General features: G+C 65.9%; 11 protein-coding genes. 3 read left to right on the top strand and 8 right to left on the bottom strand.

The annotated features are described in order from the left end of the window. Positions 1–12 precede the first annotated feature (12 nt). Positions 13–2,430 carry a zinc/cadmium/mercury/lead-transporting ATPase gene (locus ACVDHI_RS19445; protein WP_447212425.1) on the top strand — a complete coding sequence of 806 codons (2,418 nt, stop codon included), beginning with the start codon at positions 13–15 and terminating at the stop codon, positions 2,428–2,430. Positions 2,431–2,623: 193 nt separating this feature from the next. Here the strand turns inward: ACVDHI_RS19445 and pulA are convergent, their stop codons facing one another. Next, positions 2,624–6,676, bottom strand: coding sequence for a pullulanase-type alpha-1,6-glucosidase (gene pulA / locus ACVDHI_RS19440; RefSeq protein ID WP_447212424.1), 4,053 nt, complete (start codon positions 6,674–6,676; stop codon positions 2,624–2,626). Between the two features lie 261 nt (positions 6,677–6,937). Between pulA and ACVDHI_RS19435 the strand changes: the two genes are divergently transcribed. Next, positions 6,938–7,339, top strand: coding sequence for a hypothetical protein (locus ACVDHI_RS19435; protein ID WP_182935785.1), 402 nt, complete (start codon positions 6,938–6,940; stop codon positions 7,337–7,339). Between the two features lie 15 nt (positions 7,340–7,354). Here ACVDHI_RS19435 and dmeF read toward each other — a convergent pair whose 3' ends face one another. Then, positions 7,355–8,296: a CDF family Co(II)/Ni(II) efflux transporter DmeF gene (dmeF, locus tag ACVDHI_RS19430; RefSeq protein ID WP_114523050.1), complete on the bottom strand. Its 942-nt coding sequence runs from the start codon at positions 8,294–8,296 to the stop codon at positions 7,355–7,357. 71 nt (positions 8,297–8,367) lie between these two features. Between dmeF and ACVDHI_RS19425 the strand changes: the two genes are divergently transcribed. Beyond that, positions 8,368–8,643: a metal/formaldehyde-sensitive transcriptional repressor gene (locus tag ACVDHI_RS19425; protein ID WP_041214512.1), complete on the top strand. Its 276-nt coding sequence runs from the start codon at positions 8,368–8,370 to the stop codon at positions 8,641–8,643. Between the two features lie 28 nt (positions 8,644–8,671). Here the strand turns inward: ACVDHI_RS19425 and bcsC are convergent, their stop codons facing one another. From bcsC to bcsR, 6 genes are read right to left on the bottom strand one after another with little or no spacing between them, the layout of a single operon-like run. Further along, positions 8,672–12,112, bottom strand: a complete 3,441-nt coding sequence (bcsC, locus tag ACVDHI_RS19420; RefSeq protein WP_447212423.1) for a cellulose synthase complex outer membrane protein BcsC — start codon at positions 12,110–12,112, stop codon at positions 8,672–8,674. Then, positions 12,097–13,206, bottom strand: a complete 1,110-nt coding sequence (gene bcsZ / locus ACVDHI_RS19415; protein ID WP_447212422.1) for a cellulose synthase complex periplasmic endoglucanase BcsZ — start codon at positions 13,204–13,206, stop codon at positions 12,097–12,099. The genes bcsC and bcsZ overlap by 16 nt, the downstream gene beginning before the upstream one ends. 3 nt (positions 13,207–13,209) lie before the next feature. Continuing rightward, a complete protein-coding gene (bcsB, locus tag ACVDHI_RS19410) occupies positions 13,210–15,435 on the bottom strand; it encodes a cellulose biosynthesis cyclic di-GMP-binding regulatory protein BcsB (protein ID WP_201895087.1) in 2,226 nt (741 codons plus the stop codon). Then, positions 15,432–17,999 (bottom strand): UDP-forming cellulose synthase catalytic subunit, encoded by a 2,568-nt coding sequence (gene bcsA / locus ACVDHI_RS19405; RefSeq protein ID WP_447212421.1) that lies wholly within the window; start codon positions 17,997–17,999, stop codon positions 15,432–15,434. Before bcsA ends, bcsB begins: the two co-directional genes overlap by 4 nt. Next, complete coding sequence (bcsQ, locus tag ACVDHI_RS19400; RefSeq protein ID WP_103244223.1) at positions 17,996–18,658, bottom strand: cellulose biosynthesis protein BcsQ; 663 nt, start codon at positions 18,656–18,658, stop codon at positions 17,996–17,998. Before bcsQ ends, bcsA begins: the two co-directional genes overlap by 4 nt. Continuing rightward, entirely contained in the window at positions 18,655–18,879 is a 225-nt protein-coding gene (gene bcsR, locus ACVDHI_RS19395) for a cellulose biosynthesis protein BcsR (protein ID WP_069652498.1), read from the bottom strand. Before bcsR ends, bcsQ begins: the two co-directional genes overlap by 4 nt. Positions 18,880–18,892 lie beyond the last annotated feature (13 nt).

Genomic DNA, 18,892 nt, shown 5'->3' with positions numbered 1-18,892 from the left:
GAGGAACGCATCATGAGCAAATCCTGCTGCAGCCATCAACACGCCGCTGCCCCCATCAAGGCCGTCAGCAAGGCCGCCACCCCACAGGCCGGGCACAGCCACACCAGCCACTGCTGCGACAACGGGGCACAGGCCAGTGGTGTCGCCAACCCGACCCGCCACGATCATCAGGGGCAAAGTGGCGCAGACGGCCCGGGGGATGAAGAGCCCCCCAGAGGCGCTTGCGCCACCGACACAGCCCACGACCACGATAATCATGAGCAGGGGCACGCCCACACGGCCGCCGCGACCGAGCCGCCGCTGGCTACCCCCGAGCAGAACAGCCGCCGCCATAGCTGGCAGGTGCTGGGCATGGATTGTCCCAGCTGTGCACGCAAGATAGAGACCGCCGTCAGCCGGGTGGAGGGCGTACAACAGGCTCGGGTGCTGTTTGCCACCGAGAAGCTGGTGGTGGATCTGGCCCCCGGCCTCTCCTCCGATCCCGTCACCGCCGCCGTGCTGGCCGCCGGCTTCCAGCTCAAAGGAGGCGCTCAGAACACGGCTCGCAGCGAACCGGGCCGCAGCCCGCAGATGCAGAGGGTCAGCAACCTGCTCGGCAAATACTGGCAGCCCCTGTCGCTCGCCGGCCTGATGGGGGTGGCGGCCCTGCTGCCGAACCAGCTCGGTCAGCCGCTCTTTACCCTGGCCACCCTCTGGGGGCTGTGGCCCATCTCCCGCAAGGCGTGGGCGCTGACCAAGAGCGGCTCCCCCTTCGCCATCGAGACCCTGATGACGGTCGCCGCCGTGGGGGCCCTGTTCCTCGGTGAAACCGCCGAAGCGGCCATGGTGCTGCTGCTGTTCATGCTGGGGGAACATCTGGAGGCCTACGCCGCCGGCCGCGCCCGCGCCGGGGTCACCGCCCTGATGGCGCTGGTGCCCGACAAGGCGCTGCGCATCCGCACCACTGCCGAGGGCGAGGTGCGGGAAGAGGTCGCTGCCGACCAGCTGCGCCCCGGCGACATCATCGAAATCGCCCCGGGCGCCCGCCTGGCCGCCGATGCCCGCCTGCTCGACCCCCTCGGCGCCTTTGACGAGAGCGCCCTGACCGGCGAATCCATCCCGGTGGAGCGCCGTCAGGGTGACAAGGTGCCCGCCGGCAGCCTGGCGGCGGATCGGGTGCTGCGCCTCGAGGTGGTGTCCGAGCCCGGCAACAACGCCATCGACCGCATTCTGCATCTCATCGAGGAGGCCGAGACCCAGCGCGCGCCCATCGAGCGCTTCATCGACCGCTTCAGCCGCTGGTATACCCCGGCCATGATGCTGGTTGCCCTGCTGGTGGTGCTGGTACCGCCGCTCGCCTTCGGCCAGAGCTGGGACGAGTGGGTCTATCGCGGGCTGGCGCTGCTGCTGATCGGCTGCCCATGCGCCCTGGTCATCTCCACCCCGGCGGCGGTCACCTCGGCGCTGGCGGCAGCCACCCGCCAGGGGGCCCTCATCAAGGGGGGCGCCGCGCTGGAGCGGCTGGCACACATTGATACCCTGGCCTTTGACAAGACCGGCACCCTGACCCTGGGCAAGCCGCAGCTGACCGAACTGGTGAGCCTCAATGGCCAGCCTGAGGCCGACCTGCTGGCACTGGCGGCCGCCATCGAACAGGGCTCCCACCACCCGCTGGCCCGCGCCGTGGTGACGGCGGCCAGTGAACGGGGCCTCAACCTCGCCGCCGCCCAGGATCTGCGCGCCCTGCCCGGCATGGGGGTAGAGGGTCGCATCGACGGTACCCTCTGGCAGTTGCTGGCACCGAGCCGGGTCGCCACCCTGGATGCGGCGATGCAGGCCCGGGTCGCCACCCTGGAGCAGCAAGGCAAGACAGTAGTGGTGCTCGGTCAGCCTGACGCCGCCCCGGCCGCCCTGCTGGCCCTGCGCGACCAGATCCGGCCGGAGGCGGCTGCGGCGCTGCAAGAGCTGAGCGAGCTTGGTCTCAAGAGCATCATGCTGACGGGTGACAACCCCCGCGCCGCCGAGGCGATCGCCACCGAGCTCGGCATGGGCTGGCGCGCCGGCCTGCTGCCGGAGGGCAAGGTCGATGAGATCGCCAAGCTCGGTCTGACGCAAAAGGTCGCGATGATCGGCGACGGCATCAACGACGCCCCGGCCATGAAGCGGGCGAGCATCGGCATCGCCATGGGAGGCGGCACCGACGTGGCGCTGGAGACCGCCGATGCGGCACTGACCCACAACCAGCTCGGCGGGGTTGCCGCCATGATCCGGCTCTCCCGCGCGGCGCTGGCCAACATCCACCAGAACATCGCGCTGGCGCTGGGGCTCAAGGCCATCTTCCTGGTCACCAGCCTGCTCGGCATCACCGGCCTGTGGATTGCGGTGCTGGCCGACACCGGCGCCACCGCCCTGGTCACCGCCAACGCCCTGCGCCTGCTGCGAAAACGCTAGGCCGACCGTTAACGGTACAACCAACAGCCGCCCCAACGGGGCGGCTTTTTTATTGCCTCGCCCACAGCAAAGAAAAAGCGCGGCTGCCGGTCGGCAGTCGCGCTTTGCTTACTCTCTCGGTGTTATCCCGCCCTTGGCGAGGCGGAATTCAACCCGGGGCTGCCGAGCCAACCCCGGGCTCGATGGGAAAGACTTACTTGGCGCTGCACTCCTGGATGATGACGCTGCCCACCTCGCCGGAAGTCTGAGTCGGGTCAACCTTCACCAGGAAGCTCCACAGACCCTGTTCCAGTGTGATGCTGTTGTTGCCCATGCCACCGTCGCCGTGCTGGAGCGGGTAAACCTGCTCGGGCTCCAGTGCGATCAGGGTGCCACCGGCATCCTTCACGAAGAACTGCTTGCTCCAGTTGCCATCGTCGTTGGCAAACTTGAAGTCAAAGCTGCCCGCGTAGTTGAAGGCGGCCTGATAGATGGCAAGGTTGCCTTCCATCCCCTTGTAGCTCAGCTGGTAGGCCGGCTGGGCGTTCCAGTCGCTCAGACTGCCGCGCACATAGAGCGGGAAGCCGAGCGGATTGCCCGCGACGGTATCCAGCACCTTGCAGCTCTGCGCCGGTTCGGTGTAGCTGACGCTCAGGGTGGGCTTGTCCTTGTTCATGGCGGTGAAGACAAACTTGTAGGTGCCAGCCTTCTCCACGTTGAACGGCAGATCCCCGCCATTGGCACAGAGCGTATTGACCTGGCCGGTCGCAAGCTGGTCGGTATCGCTGCACTTGCCGTAATTGACGGGGCCGCTCCACTCGTTGCCAGCGATCTTGACCTGGGTCGACCCCAGCTGATCCGCCGTCACCTCGGTGGTGAACTCATAGGTGAAGTTGCCACTGAAGTTCATCTTGTTGACCGGATCCCACTGATTCAGGAAACCGCGCACGAACACCTCGGTGTCACCGAAGGGAGGCAAGGTGCTCAGATCCGTCTTCTTGCTCACCGGCAGCCCCGCGCCCTGGGTACCGCTCTGCGGCTTGATGAACACCGCCGCCGACCAGGCGCCAAGGGTCAGCTGACCGCTGTCATTGGCCGCCCCGCTGGCGATGCTGTCGGAGTCACGGTGGGCACCGCTCAGGACCATGCCGGTCAGATCGATGGGCTGATCCTTGCCGTCACGGAAATCGCCGATGCTCTGGGGCTGATTGGTGGCGTTGATCATCACCACCAGGCCGTCGATGGCCGGATCCAGATCCGCACCGGCGCCCACCCCGTCATCCACACTCATCACGATGAGACCCGGGATCTGCTCAGGGCCGGTGTTGCGGAAGTCGACCCGCTTGATCACCTCGGCGCCGCTGCCAAGACGCAGCAGACGAGAGGATTGACGCAGTTCGGAGAGCTCCTGGTAGAAGTTCACCATCTGATGCATCTCGGCCGAACCCGGCTTGGCGTGCTGGCCGAGCACCTGCTCGATCAGCTCGTAGTTGGCCTCGTCCTTGTCCTTGCGCGGCAAGCCCTTGTCGAAGTTGTTGTCGCCAAGGGTGTAATCGACCCGGTTGTACCAGTCGCCGGAGTCGTAGCTGTCCCGCTCCATGGACTTGGAGCGCAGCAGTTCGACACCCGCGTGGGTGAAAGGAATGCCCTGACCCAGCATGGCAGTCGCCAGAGAGACCCCCTGCATCCGCACCAGGTCGGCCCCGGCGGGTGCCTTGTACGCCAGGTTGTCGAACAGGGTCTGGTTGTCGTGCTTGTCGACATAGTTCTGGATTTCGGTCGGATCCTGGGCATAGCCCGCCGGTTGACCGTTGTAGTCGATGTCGGAGCCTTTCTTCGGAATGCCGTCCTTGTCGGTCAGCACGAACTCCTTGAGGTTGCCCGCCATGCCGAGGCGCACCAGATCGGACTGATGCAGAGCGGTGGCGAGATCGACGCCGTCCAGCTCGTTGGCATCCACCAGGGCACCGTTGCCAAAGCCCTGGGTCTTGCGAATGGCTTCGCCGCCGTCGAACGGGCTGCCCCCGCGCACCGCATCACGCAGCCGGTCGGAGAAGGAGCCGATGCCGGTACCGGCCAGATGCTTCTGGGTCGCCTGCACGAACCGCTTGTCATCCTGTACCTCGCCGAAGTTCCACCCCTCGCCGTAGAAATACATGTCCGGATTGACCTTCTTCACCTCGGCCAGTGCCTGCACCATCTGATCTTTCGGGTGATGGCCCATGAGGTCGAAGCGGAAGGCATCGATCTTGTAGTCCCGTGCCCAGGTGACCAGGGAGTCATCCATCAGCTTGGCGAACATGGCGTGTTCCGGCGCCGTGTTGGAGCAGCAGGTGGAGTTTTCCACCGAACCGGTCTCCGGATTGAGGCGCTGGTAGTACCAGGGCACAATCTTGTCGAGCACGGATTTGGAACCGAGACCCGCTTCGTTGGTGTGGTTGTAGACCACGTCCATCACCACGTTCATGCCGATGTTCTGCTTGATGGCCTGCACCATCTCGCGGAACTCCTTGATCCGGGTCGTCCCCTCCGCATTGGTGGCGTAGGAGCCTTCCGGAGTGGTGTAGTGGTAGGGGTCATAGCCCCAGTTGAAGGAGTCCACCCCGCGCAGATAGCCGTACAGCTCCTGCACCACGGGGTTCTCCTTGCTGTCGCTGGCTTGCAGATCACCGAGCACGGCTTCGATGGTCTCGCCGCCACCACAGTGGCTGGCAAACCTGGAGTTCTTGACCTCGGGATTGACCTCGCACAGCTTGCTGAAGTCATCGCCGATGTTGGCCACCTTGGCCGGGTCCTCGTTGACGGTAGCGATGTCGAACACCGGCAGCAGGTGCAGGTGGCTGACGCCGCTCTTGGCCAGGGATTTCAGGTGGGTGACGGGCACGCTGTCGCTGTCGGTCAGCCCGAGGAACTTGCCGCGGTGCTCCACCGGCGTCGACTCGTCGTTGCCGGTCAGATCCCGGACGTGGGCCTCATAGATGGTGATGTCGGCGGGGTTCTTCTGGCTGTGGGGCGCCTTCAGGCTGTCCCAGCCTTCCGGCTTGAGGGCCGGATCGTCGAGATCCACCACCTGGCTGAACTCGGAGTTCATCGCCAGGCTCAGGGAGTAGGGGTCGGTCACCTGATAGGATTCCAGCTTGCGGCTGACCGGGTGATAGACCTGGATATCGTAGCGGTAGTATTTGCCGACAAGATCGCTGCCCCCCTGCACGCTCCAGCTGCCGCTGGCCTCGTCCAGGGTCATGGCGCGCTCGCCAAGCGACTTGTGCTGCTCGTCGAACAGCGCCAGCTTGACCGACTTGGCGGTCGGCGCCCAGAGCCGGAAGGTGACATTGCCCCCCTCCACCACGGCGCCGTAGGCCAGCTTGGTGGCCGCTTCACTGTAAAGGGCATCGAGGGCACCGGCACTCTGCACCAGGGTCGCCCCCTGCAGGACGCCGTCCGTATCGGTCCCGATGGCGACCAGCTCACCCTTGAGCAGGGGCTTGAGATCTTTCCCCGCAGGCAGGGCGAAGGCGGCGGCATCCTTGAGGTGCGGGTATTTGGCCTGCTGCTCTTCGGTCAGGCTGGTCGGAGTCAGCTTGAGGTAGGGGAAATCGAATACACCCTCGCTGTTTGCGGTGATGGTGCCTGACTCTGTGTAGTAGAGGCGCACATAGGGCTTGTCCTTGCCCCCTTGCCAAATCAGGGTGTTGTCGTCGATGAGGTGGGCACTGGCCCCCGCCACGCCGAAGGCGGCGGTGAAGGCTTCCGCCCGGCTGCCGAAGATCTCGTTCTTGCCGGCGACGATGGCCACCGTGCGATCCGGGTGATCGCTGAAGACCACCTTCATGTCGCTGCCGGTCAGGTTCGCGAGATCGCCGTTGCGGGCGATGAAGTTGATGCAGCCTTCCATCTTGGAGAGCGGCACGACCCAGGCCGGACCAAAACTGTCCGCCGCGGACGGCGTCTTGCTCTTGTCATCCCAACCGGTGTTGAGGCCGCCCTCCGAGGTCGAGTTGCAGGCGTCGTTGTTCCACAGGTGCAGGCTGTGGCTGGCGAACGGGCCGGTGACACCGCGCGCCGCGCTGGTCTGGGTATCCACCAGGGCGATGACCGCTTCGTCGGGGCCGGCCGTCAGCAGTTCGGCCGGGGGCTGGACGTTGGGAAGACGAGCGACGGGCTCATCCTGAGGGGCAGGAGCAGAAGAACTGTTGTCGTTACAGCCTGACAAAAGCGCGAGCAGTGAGGCTGTTACCAGCGCCACTTTGGTCTTTTTCATATCCATTTTTTTATAATTCCCGCTGTAGTTAGTCTCGATATCCGAGTACCCGGTCATTGCCGAGCGGTGCCATATTAATCAGCGGGAATTGCCGTAAATGTGAGCGGATGGGCAAAAAAAACCAATCCGCATCAACAAGATAACGTTTTCATAACGAAAGTTAGATCGCGCTCACAGACCTGGCACCGCTTTCGGCCCATACCAGCGTGAAGAGGGGAGCGAGTGACGAAATCAATGTCCAATCAAATGGATAGAGGGGGCTGGGTGATGAAACGGATTGAGGAGCAGGCCAGGCGGCTGGACCAGGAGTATCAGGGCATTGCCCAGTTGTTCGATCAGTTCTGCCAGCAGGCCGGCGTGCTCGCCGAACGCTATCACTTCTTCAACTGGCCGGATTATGAAGAGAGCCCTCCCCTCGCCCGCGCCTTCACCCTGCTGGGGGAACCACGGGAGCTGCGGCTGCGCTGTCAACCCGGCGAGGGGGGTTCCCTGAACGGCCTCCTCCAGGTGTGTGGCGAGGAAGGCAAGGTTCACGCCAGCCTGAGCTTTCATGCCGACGGCCACCTGCTGCTGGAGCCGGGCCGCCTGCTCGACGACCCGCCGGGACTGCTGCTGAGGCTGATGCTGGGCTCCCTCTGGCAGGATCAGGGGAGCGAGCCTCCCCGCTGACACCCGCCAGGGGTGTCAGTCGGCAGACACTTCGATGGTCAGGTGCACCAGCTCCTCGTGGATGGCTAGGCGCTCGCGGATCGCCTGTGCCGGGAGCGGGGTCGCCATCTGCAACGACATCGCAGCGGCATACTGCATCTGCCCCACCCGCCAGACGTGCAGATCGCGGATCTCGGCGCCAGGCAGCTCGGCGATCACCTCGCGGATCTCGTCCACCAGGGGCGCATCCATCTCCGCATCCAGCAAGACGCGCCCGGTATCACGCAGCAGCCCCCTGGCCCACACCGCCACCAGCACGGCCCCGGCGATGCCCATCAGGGGATCCAGCCAGTCCGCCCCCCACAACATGCCTCCCACCAGCGCCAGAATCGCCAGCACCGAGGTGGCCGCGTCCGCCAGCACGTGGAGGTAGGCGGCGCGCAGGTTGAGATCCTGATGGCCGTGGTGGTGATCGTGCGAGTGGTCGTGATGACCGTGATGGTGGTCGTGACCATGGTGATGGCCGTGATCGTCCCTGAGCAGCCAGGCACAGGCCAGATTCACCAGCAGGCCCAGCAGGGCAATGCCGATCGCCTGCTGATAATGGATGGGGCTGGGGTCCAGCAACCTGGCCACCGACTCGAACAGCATCAATCCCGCCACCCCCACCAGCAGCAGGGCGCTGCTGAAGCCCCCCAGCACCTCTATCTTCCAGGTACCGAAGCTGAACCTGTGATCCCGCGCAAAGTGGCGGGCAGCGCGATAGGCCAGCACCGAGAGGCCGAGGGCCAGGGCATGGGAGCTCATGTGCCAGCCATCGGCCAGCAGCGCCATGGAGTTGTAGAACCAGCCCCCACCGATCTCCGCCACCATCATGACGACGGTGAGCAGCACGGCCCAGCGGGTCTTCTGTTCGGCCAGGGGATTCCCTTCGTGGACGACGGGGTGGTGGCAGTGGGATGAAGCGAGGGATGGCATGGATTTCTCCTGAAAACAAGGATGCTATATACTATACCCCAGTATAGTTTTATTGATCGAGAGGATCCTGGATGTCACACACGGTTCACGACAAGAAGAAGCTGCTGGCACGGGTCAGGCGCATCAAGGGGCAGACCGGTGCCCTGGAGAGCGCTCTGGAACAGGAAACAGACTGCGCCGCCATCCTGCAGCAGATCGCCGCCATCCGCGGCGCCGTCAACGGCCTGATGCTGGAGGTGCTGGAGGGACACATGCGCGAGCATCTTGGCGCCGAGGAGGCGACCCATGCCGAGCGGCTGGAGGATCTGGATCAGGTGGTGAGGGTACTGCGTTCCTATCTGAAATAAGGGCGCCCGGTGATGACGGGCGCCCCTGTCAGTCGAAGTCCGCGTAGGGAGTGAGAGGCCTTGGCGGCATATCGAGATCCCCTTGCCAGGGCTTGAAGGTGTAGCGCAGGAACAGGGTGACATGGCTGGGGGCATAGTCATCCGCCTGCTGGATGTCCACCCGGCCACCGATGCGCCAGTGCTCCGTCAGCCTGTGTTCCACCACGCCATTCAGGGTGTAGCCGAATCCACTGCTACTGCCCCCTTTCACAGGCGCATTCCTGTCTGGCAAACCGCTTGGCAACAGGCCTTCCAGCGGGTAGCGGCGACTGTCGTCGGTACGGGCGTAGGACCAGGATCCCGACCCGCCCAGCTCCCACGACCAGTCCGGGGTTCGCTGCCGGTAGCTGACCGGCACCGAGAGCGAGAAGTACCCCTGCGGGCTGTAATACCCCCCCTGCCCCAGGGTATAGCCCCCCAGATCCTGCTGGTAGTGCCACAGCATGGTGCTGATCCCCACGCTGGCACGGCGATGGGTCTCGTTGACGAACTTGTAATAGCCCCCTCCCATGAGCCGGGTGCGCCAGTTGTCGGGCACGTTCTTGCCGGTCAGCAGGTGCTGCTGGGCGCTGCCCCAGAACCCGACGGCCCCTCCCAGATCCCGGCTGAGATCGAGGCGGACCCCGTTCGCCCGCACCCCGCCCCAGCTGATGCCCGTGCCCGGATCCACCGTTCCCCCATAGGAGAGCAGCGAGCTGCTGACGGGCCGACGCGAGAGGGTCATCCCCCACCCCAGCGTGTGCCAGTCACCGGTCAAGGTGGCGCCACCAACCCAGTCCACCACCTCGAAACCGAGGGGCGTGGTCCCCAGATCGAACGCCCAGGCCCCCCGCAGCCAGCCTGCCGCCAGGGTGGTCCCCCGGCTCTGCTGGTGCGCGTCCCCGCGGCAGTCCCTGGCCGCACAGGTACCGAACTGCGCCCGGTAAGGGGAGTCCGGCAGATCTCCGGCATCCATGTCGACCAGTTCAAGGCGGCCGAAGGCGGTACCACCGGCCAGCGGCGTATCCAGTTGCGCCATCTGGGTCAGCGCCCGCAGATCCGAGTAGCCCCCGGTACCGCTGGAGCCCCAGTAATCGCTGTCGAGGGAGAAGGTGGTCTGGCTCTGCCGGTAATGCCTGTCGAGATCGCTGCGCAGGCCGGATGCCAGCCACCCCTCCCCATCCTGACTGCGGGCCAGCCGGGTCAGCTCGCCCCCCTCCAGATCCTCGCGGGGGGCCAGACCTGCGGCCACCAGCCCCTTGCGATCCCGCACCAGGGCCTCTTCCACATCATGCTCGGCAAAGCGCTGGCGGGCGGCATCGCGCCAGAACAGTGCCGCCTGCTGGGAGGCCGGTTGCAGCGCCACCAGGGGTTCGTAGTCGGTGAAGATGGCGCGGGCTGTCTCGCCCTCTCCCAGCGCCTGATAAAGATTGGCTACCCGGCGGTAGTAGTTGGCCCCCTCCGGGGGCAGCGGGCTGACCGGCCAGGCGGGCAGCCAGTGACGGGCCTTTGCCAGATCGCCCCTGGCCTGGGCCAGTTCGGCCATGCCAAGCCTGGCCTCGGGCTGTTGCGGCGTGCGGGCAAGCACCTCCTGATAGCGCTGCTCCGCCAGTGCATAGGCCCCCCGATCCGTGGCCCATTCCGCCAGCATCAGGCTTACCTCTTCATCCGGCTGCAACGGCTGAAGCAGGCGTTCGGCCCCCTCATCATCCCCGGCCTCGTGACGCGCCCTCGCCCTGGCGAGCACCTCGTCACGGGCGAGGCGCTGATCCAGCGCATCCATGTCCTGTGTCCAGCCGGACCTAGGGATGGCGGCCAGCCCCCCTCTCGCCTCCACCATCTTGTCCTGCCCCGAGAGATAGAGGGCGGTGGCGTAGCGCAGGGTGGCATCCTGGGGCCGCGCCGCCAGCCGTTCCCGCAAGAGCCGCTCCCCGCTACCGGCTTCCCCGAGGCGGGCCCGGGTATCGGCTACTCGATAGGCCAGCCACACCTCTTCCGGGGTCAGCGCGAGTGCCTGCTCGCGAAGGCGCAGCGCCGCCGCCATCTTGCCGGCCCGATCGAGCTGATCGGCCTCCTCCTGCAACAGCCCGGCCTTGAGCCGCCGCCCTTCGGCCTGCATCCCTGGGGTGCCCTGCTGCTCCAGCAGGGCCAGGGCACGTGCCGGATCCTGCTCCTTGTAGAGATCGAACAGGCGGGCCAGGGCCCGCTCCCGCGCGCTCCCCATGGCGAGCGCCTTGCGGTAGGCGGACTCCGCGTCGGCATCGCGATGGCGGCCACGCTCGCTGTCTCCAAGCCCCAGCCAGGCTTCGGGCTCACGCCCATCCTGGGCGATGGCACGGCGATACAGGGTCGCCGCCTCATCCCACTGCTCCCGTTCCAGGGCGCTGCGCCCCTGGCTCACCAGCAGCCAGTAGCGGTTGGTGGCCAGCAGGCTGCGCCATTTGTCCTTGTCGGTCACCTCGGGGTGTGCCAGCACCCGTTCAAACTGGGCGATGGCCAGCGCTCGCTGATCGTTGCGGGAGTAGGCCTGCCCGAGGGCCCCCATGAGTTCGGGATCCCCCGGGTTGGCAGCCAGGGCACGCTGCAAGCGGGAGATGGAGGCACCACCTCCCGCCGTGCTTGCGAGCGCCGACTGGCGTGCGCGATAGGCGGGCGAGGCCCACTTCTCCTCCTGGGCCGCGAGCAGCTGTTCCGCCTTGGTGGTATCCCCTTCGCCAAAGAGCACCATGTACTCCTGCAAGGCAGCGATGCTCCCGGGACCGATGGGCAGGGATTCGATGTCCGCGAGCCAGATCTCGGCGGCCTCGTCCCGCTGATAGGGATCTCGCGCCATCTCGCGCAACAGGTTCTGCGCCCCCTGGCGCCGACCCTCCGCCAGATAGAGGCGAGCCAGCCCGCCCCGCACTCTGGGCTCACCCGGATATTGCCGGTTGAGTGCCTCCAGGGCCGCCAGCCCCTTTGCCTTCATGGCCGGGATCCGTGTCTGCAACAGGGCATAATCCACCGCCACGTCGAGATTGGGGGGCAAATCACCGGAGAACAGGGAGCGATAGAGACGCTCGGCCTCCTCCAGCCTGCCGGCGCTGGTCAGCAGCCTGGCTTGTTGCAGTTGCTGGCGCCTGGCCGGTTCGTTCAGGGCCAGGTTGGCCATGCCCTGACGATAGAGCGCAGAGTCGGGGTCTTGCTTGCCAAGGCGGGCCAGCAGTGCCCCGGCCTCCTTGACCTTGCCCTGGCGCAGGGCCTGACGGGCCTGGGCTGCCAGCAGCTCCGGATGATCAGGCTCCACCAGGGAGAGGGAATAGAGGCTGTTGCTGACGAGATCTTCCCGCCCACGGGCCTCGCCAATCCTGACCTGCTCCAGCAGCCAGGCCACCGGCTGTACCGTCCCTTGCGCCAGGGCTCCGCTCATCAGGCAGGCGAGCAGGCACCCCAGGGTCACTCTGCCTGACATAACTCGCTCCAATCCGGCTGCAGGGTACCGTCGGCGGCAAAGCGATAACGCCCCTGATCCCAGCCTGCACCGAACAGGGTCAGCACGCTGCCGTAGTAGGCATCCGCATCCAGCCCGTGATCGGAGACCTGCTTGCGCAAGGTGACCTGCGCCGGCAAGCCCCGTGACAGGGGCAGGAGGGCGGCGGCAAAGCCGCTCGGCCCCTTGCCCTGAACCTGACCACTTTGGCTGGAGACCCGCTCGGGAAGATGACCCGATTCGGTCAGCTGCGCCAGCATGGGGGCAAAGTGGGCCACCAGGGAAGCCCTGGCGGGATCCTCCTCGCTCAACATGCCGAGCCAGAGATAGACACGGATGGCGTCATAGCCACCGGTGTCGCCCTTGTCCGCCGTCACCTGCCATCCCTTGTCGGCCTGCCAGTCCACCCAGTCCGGGGCAAAGCCACGGGGCGCACTCTCCTGCAACAATTTGGGCAAGAGGGCCCGCATCTCCCCCCAGGGCCCCTTGAAGGAGGCGAATCTGGCCAGCAGTTGTGGAGGCAGATAGCTGGGGTTGAGGGTCCAGCGTCCCTCCCCCTCATAGCCTTTCGCCCCGGGCAGCAACACGGGGCCGAGACCCGGCAGCGTGGCGACCTCCTCCCGGGCGATACGGCGCAGCAACAGGGTGCCGAGGGCAGAGTAGCTGTGGTTCTCCCACAGGCGACCCGCCTCCAGCAGGCTGTAGGCTATCCAGAGATCCGAATCGGACGCGCTGTTCGCATCCAGCACGCCCCAACTGCCGTCCTGCTGCCTGCCCCAGAGCCAGGATGGCAGGAAGCCGGTCAGATCCCCGCGGGCGAGCTGCCGCTCCGTCCAGTCGAGCAGGCGGGCAAAGGTCTCCCTGTCATCGTTGACCAGGGCGAAGAAGAGGGCATAGCTCTGGCCTTCCGAGGTGGTGATGCGGCGCCCCTCGGCAGGGTCGATGACCCTGCCCTCTTCGCTGATGTAGTGCTGGCGAAAGTGATCCCACTCCGGCCAGTGGCAGACGGCCTGAGCCGGGAGGGAACAAAGGGCCCAGAGGAGCAGGGCACCACAGACTTTTTTCATCTGAGTCATCTCTTAATCTTCCTTCAGACGGCGACGACTGGCACTGGCAAGCAGCACCCGCAGGCCCCAGCCCAGTACCAGCATGCAGAGCAGGGTCAGCCCGGCAAGACGCACCGGATAACGGGCAAACAGTTGCCAGAGACGCTCCCACCACGGCAGGTAGCCCACCTCGTAGCGATCCCCCACCACCAGGCTCTTCACCCCGGATTCCCGGATGATGGCCACCGAGCCTGCCACCTGATCGCGCAGGGTCCGGGTCTGCAGGGCATCATTGAGCAATGTGACCCCCGCCGGTCCATCCGCCAGCAAGGCCACCAGGCTGCGCTGATCATGGGTCGGCGATTGCAGCCCCAGGATGACGGCGATGGCCCGGTTGCCCGTCATGCCCACCCGGGCCTGGGGCTGGCGATCGGCCATGGTGTGCAGCAGATCCCCCTTGTGCTGGCGGGTTGGCTCGTTGACCCAGCTGCGCGTGGATTGCAGCAGGGCGTCGGGAGCCAGATCCCCTCGAAACTCCTCCGGCAGGGTGCCGATGAGCAGGGTATCCCGATCCGCGGTGCGCGCCCGCTCCCAGTCGTCCAGAACCTGCAGGGAGAGCGCCGGATACCCGGTCTCGGCCCCGATGGCACCGACGGCATCGAGCAAGGTGGTGATCTGCCCGGGATGGGGTCTGGCCGGCATGACAATCTGGGTGTCGGCGAGATCCGCCATCCGGCTGAACGGGAAGCCGGCATAGGCGAACGCCTTGAGGTCGGGCATCTCGATGAAGTGACGATAACCGGTGAAGTCGATGGTGGAGCCCTCGTCGATGCGCACCTGATGGGCAGGCGGCATCACCAAGTCGCAACGGCCATCCTCCGTCCCTCCCATGTATTGCTGGGCATACTCGAACGAGAAGCTCAGGCTGTTGGCCTGGGTGGTCTTGAGCCCGGGCATGCGCAGCGCCATGGTGTCGCCGTCGTCGGCAAACCAGAGCGGCAGGGTCAGCAACCGCTCACTCTTGACCTCGCCGGGCTCGAGCGTGAACGACTTCATGAGCTGGCCGTTGACCCCCACATCCAGCCGGGAACCGTCGCGCAGAGTGGGCGAGGTGTGATGATACTTCAGCTCCGTCCTGATGCCGTTCTCCCCCAGCAGATAGAGATCCGGCGGCAGGCGCAGCGTCAGGCTCATGGGCCACAGCGTGCGTCCCGTTGCCTGCAACTGGCCCGGGTACTCCGTGAGCTCATCAAAGCGCATCTTGCGATCCAGTCGCACCCAGTTCGGGGCATCGTAGGGCTGACGCGGGGAGAGCGGCTTCACCTCGTCCACCATGACGCTCTGACCACGCAGCATGACATCGCCTCGCGCCAGCCCCTGCACCGCCGTCAGCAGATCCTGCTGATCCCGCCCCAGGATCAGCAGCAGCTTCACATAGGGGTTGTCGGGGGAGCTGATCATGTCGATGGTGGGCCCCTTCACCTCGGGATAGTCCACCAGGAAATCGGGGCGCGCGTCATTGGTGGCAAAGATCACGGCGTTGCGATCCGGCAACTGGTTGATGAGCACCGGGAAATGCTGGCCCCGCCACTGGGCCTTGGTGCCGAACCAGGAGGCCAGCACCGCCGCCGCCTGCTGCTGCTCCGGGGGTACTGAGCCCGTGAACACCATGGGCAGAGTCAGCTTGCCATTGTCCCGCACGTCGAGGAACGGCATGGGGAAGAAGGAGAGCTCGTTGCGCACCGGCAGGGTCTGCAACTGCAGGGTCAGCTTGCTGTCCCGGTTGACGTTGAGCCAGAGGGTATCGCTCGCCGGGTTCTCGCACACTTTCTGATAGTGGCCGACGAAGCTCACCTTGAGGCGGTTGAAATCCTTGGCATAGCGGGGATCCAGCTCGATGCTGGCATGGGTCATCGTCCCCATCTGATCCTGGTTGAGAGCCGTCACCCCCATCAGCTCGTCATTGAGATAGACCTTGACCTGGGAGATGAGCGGCAGCAGGGAGGGCGATGGCGTGAAGTTCAGATCCAGGGTGGCCCGGGTCACCACCTCGTCCCGCCGCACGGTGAAGTCGGCCAGTCCGTCTGGCGCATTGCCGCGCAGGGAGAGGGTGCCTGGCGATGACGCCATCTGTTCGAAGCTCATCCCCTGGGTGCGCACCGGAGCGGGAACGGGCGGCAGGGGGCCGACGGCCTCGGCGGCGGTCGCACCCTGCGCCATCAGCAGGAGAGGAATAAGGTAGCGTTGTGGTTTCATCATCCTTTCACTGTCTGTGAGGTCGGAGTCCCGGCCCGGAAATCTGGGGAGACGCGACGGGGAACGAAGGAGAGGAGCCAGCGAGCCAGCTTCTCGAGGAGGATACAAACAAAGCCGATGGGTGAGGTACGGGCCAGACGCCAGTAAGCCCCCCAGCCGAGCAGGGTAATGTCGATCAGGCTGTGGAGGGGGCGATCCTTGCCCAGACGCTGCTGCCACAGGGACCAGGTATCGGCCCGGGCGAAGGTGCACTGGATGAACTCGACATGCTGTGCCTGCGCCATGGGCTCCAGCTCCAGTCCCAGCTTGCAGCCGAACACCCGCTGCACCTTGGCGGCGAACACCTGCTCCCGCTGGTCATGGCGCAGCAGCAACCAGACCCTCTCCTTGTCGGCCAGGGGCAGGGGCGCCTCGAGCAGCACCCCGACCCCCCCGTTGGAGTAATCCCTGACGGTACAGGGGTAGAGGTGACCGTTCGCCAGCCTGATGGCCGCCGGCATCACCATCTCCACCCTGGGGTTGGCACGGACCTGCCGCGACTCGAAGGCCACCGCCAGGGCGCCGCCCAGTATGGTCATGTTGTAGAGGGTCCAGATCATGCTGAGGATCAGGGTCGGCACCTCATCGGCAGGGCCGGTGCCGATGCGCCAGAGACCGAAGCCCAGCCCGCACAGATTGAGCAGGATCAGCAGCAGATAGGGGCGGGAGACCGACAGATCGAGGAACACCTCCTCCGTCATCCCCCCCTTGGCAGTTACGTTGAACTTCCCCTTGTGAGGTGCAAAGAGCGCCACCGTGGTCGGCCTGGCGATGTACCAGGCCAGCACCGTCTCATAGACCTCGCCCCAGAAGGAGTGGCGCACCTTGCCCTGCAACCGGGAGTTGGTCAGAGCGCTGTGGAAGATGTGCGGCAACATGTAGAGGGCGATGGCCGCCGCCGGGGCATAGATGATGTAGGCGTGCAGGATCAGGAAGGCGAGCGGCGCCGTCAGGAAGATGAGCCTCGGTATGCCCGAGAGGAAATGCAGCATGGCATTGAAGTAGCACAGCCGCTGCCCCAGCTTGAGCCCCTTGCCGAAGAGGGGGTTGTCCAGACGCAGGATCTGCACCATGCCGCGCGCCCATCGGATGCGCTGACCGATGTGGGCAGAGAGGCTTTCGGTGGCCAGCCCCGCCGCCAGCGGGATCCGGATATAGGCCGAGGTGTAGCCGAGGCGGTGCAGCCGCAGGGAGGTATGGGCATCCTCGGTGACCGTCTCCACCGCGATGCCGCCGATCTCGTCAAGGGCGGTGCGCTTGATGACGGCGCAAGAGCCGCAGAAGAAGCTGGCATCCCACATGTCGTTGCCATCCTGCACCAGGCCGTAGAAGAGGGCCCCCTCGTTCGGCATCTTGCGAAACCGTTGCAGGTTGTGCTCGAACGGATCGGCGGAGAAGAAGTGGTGAGGGGTCTGGACCACGCCCAGATGGGGATCCCGGTAGAACCAGCCCACGGTCATCTGCAGGAAGGAGCGGGTCGGCAGGTGGTCACAGTCGAAGATGGCGACCAGATCCCCGGTGGCCATCTTGAGGGCGTGATTGATGTTGCCCGCCTTGGCGTGCTCATGGGTCGACCGGGCCACATAGCGGATCCCGGCTTCCTCGGCGAAGTCGCGAAACGCCGCCCGCCCCCCGTCGTCAAGCAGCCAGATGGTCAGCTTGTCGGCGGGCCAGTCAAGCCCCATGGCGGCGTAGACAGTCCCCTTCACGATGGCGAGATCCTCGTTGTAGGTGGGGATCATCAGATCCACGCTGGGCCACTGGGTCGGATCCGCCGGCAGTTGTGCCGGGGGGCGGTGCAGGGGCCATGCGGTCTGCCAGTAGCCGAGCAGCAGCACCAGCCAGGCATAGGTCTCGGCGGCCAGCAGCAGCAGGCCGCAGGCCAGGCTGACGGGATCGAACCAGTCGAGTGTCGAGGTGTAGCGCCACCAGATGTAGCGGCAGGAGATGGTGAGGGAGAGCACCATCATCATCAGCATGGGATAACGGCCCGGCACCGCCCGCAGGATGAAGGCCATGGCCGCCAGCAAGAGGACGAACACCAGTTGCGCCTGCAGGGTGAACGGCTGGGTGACGCAGAGCAGGGAGAGGCTCCCGGCCACCACGCAGAGCAGCACGCTCTTCCAGCGCGCCTCGCGGGGCGTGGCCCTGGCGGCGGCCAGCCCTTTCTCCTCCTGGCGGGCCAGGAAGGCCCCGAGAGCCTGAGTGCTCCTATGCCAGATCCGCTGCCAAGAGGCAGGCCAGCGCAGAGGGATGGGCTGTGGGCGACGCACTATCATCCAGAGGCTCTGCAACAGAACGCGCAGGGGATCCCCCACCCGGGGGTGCGTCAACTGGGGATAGAGCCCCCGGGCATGGCCCAGCACCCATTGCCAGCCATGACGCTCGAGGGGGAAGAGAGCCCAGGCCAGCAGCCAGCCCAGGGTCAATGCGGCCGCCCCCGGGCGGGAAGCCCCCCGCTCACGCAGTGCGCGATAGCGCTGCGAGCACCAGAGGCCCGCAGCCGGCGTCAGCAGCCGCACTCTCATCGGGGGGCCTCCCCCTCTGCCAGACACCAGGTCGCCAGGGCGGCCAGCTCGTGGGCAACCAGACTGGTGGGCGCATAGCGGCCGACCGGCAGCTTGGCGGCCATGGCCTCCGCCATGGCTTCGTCCCTGTGCAGATGAAGATTGAGCAGAGGGAGCCCCCCTGCCAGCCAGAGATCCAGCAGCCCCTGCTGCAGGGCCCGCTGGCTGGAGAACTGGGTCACCAGCAGTCGCTCATCGGCCGCCCAGGAGTGGCGGTGAAGCCGCACATGGCAGTTGGCATCCGCATTGACCACCAGCAAGCGCCTGCAGGGGATGACGGGGGCCATGCCCCGGGGCAGATCCAGCAGCACCAGATCATAGCCATCGATCCCCGCCAGCCACTCGGCCGACGCCCCCTCCCCCCCGCCATGGGAGAGCAGATCCAGTCCCTCCTCCCGGCGGTGAAGCGCACCTCGCCACTCCCGCGCCGGCTGGGTCAGCCGGCTCCAGCCTCCCGGATCGTCATGGGGCAGGCCAAGGTGGATGCCAAGCTGGTTGTCCGGGCAGAGATCCACAGCCAGCACCCTTGCCCCCTGCTCATGGGCAGCCTGGGCCAGTCCGGCCACGATGGCGGTGGTCCCCACGCCTCCCCGGATCCCCTGCAGGGCGATCACCTTCATGCAGACCTCCCCTCGCCAGTCCCCTCCGGCCCTTTCACGGCCACCTCCGCCAGCAGGGGGAAGCGTTCGCACAAGGCCGCGAGTCGCTCCCTGGCGGCAATATCCTGGTAGGAGAGGCTGACACCAAAGGCCTGCTGGACCATGGCCACGTCATTGATCACCGTGCCCTCCACCGGTACGCCGAAGGGGGTCTGCATGTCTGATTGCCGTTCGCTGCGCATCGTCACTTCCGGT

This window comes from Aeromonas sp. 25-248 (genome assembly GCF_053005425.1).
Note: the sequence above shows the minus strand (reverse complement) of the source record. Positions and strands in the feature narration are given on the sequence as shown.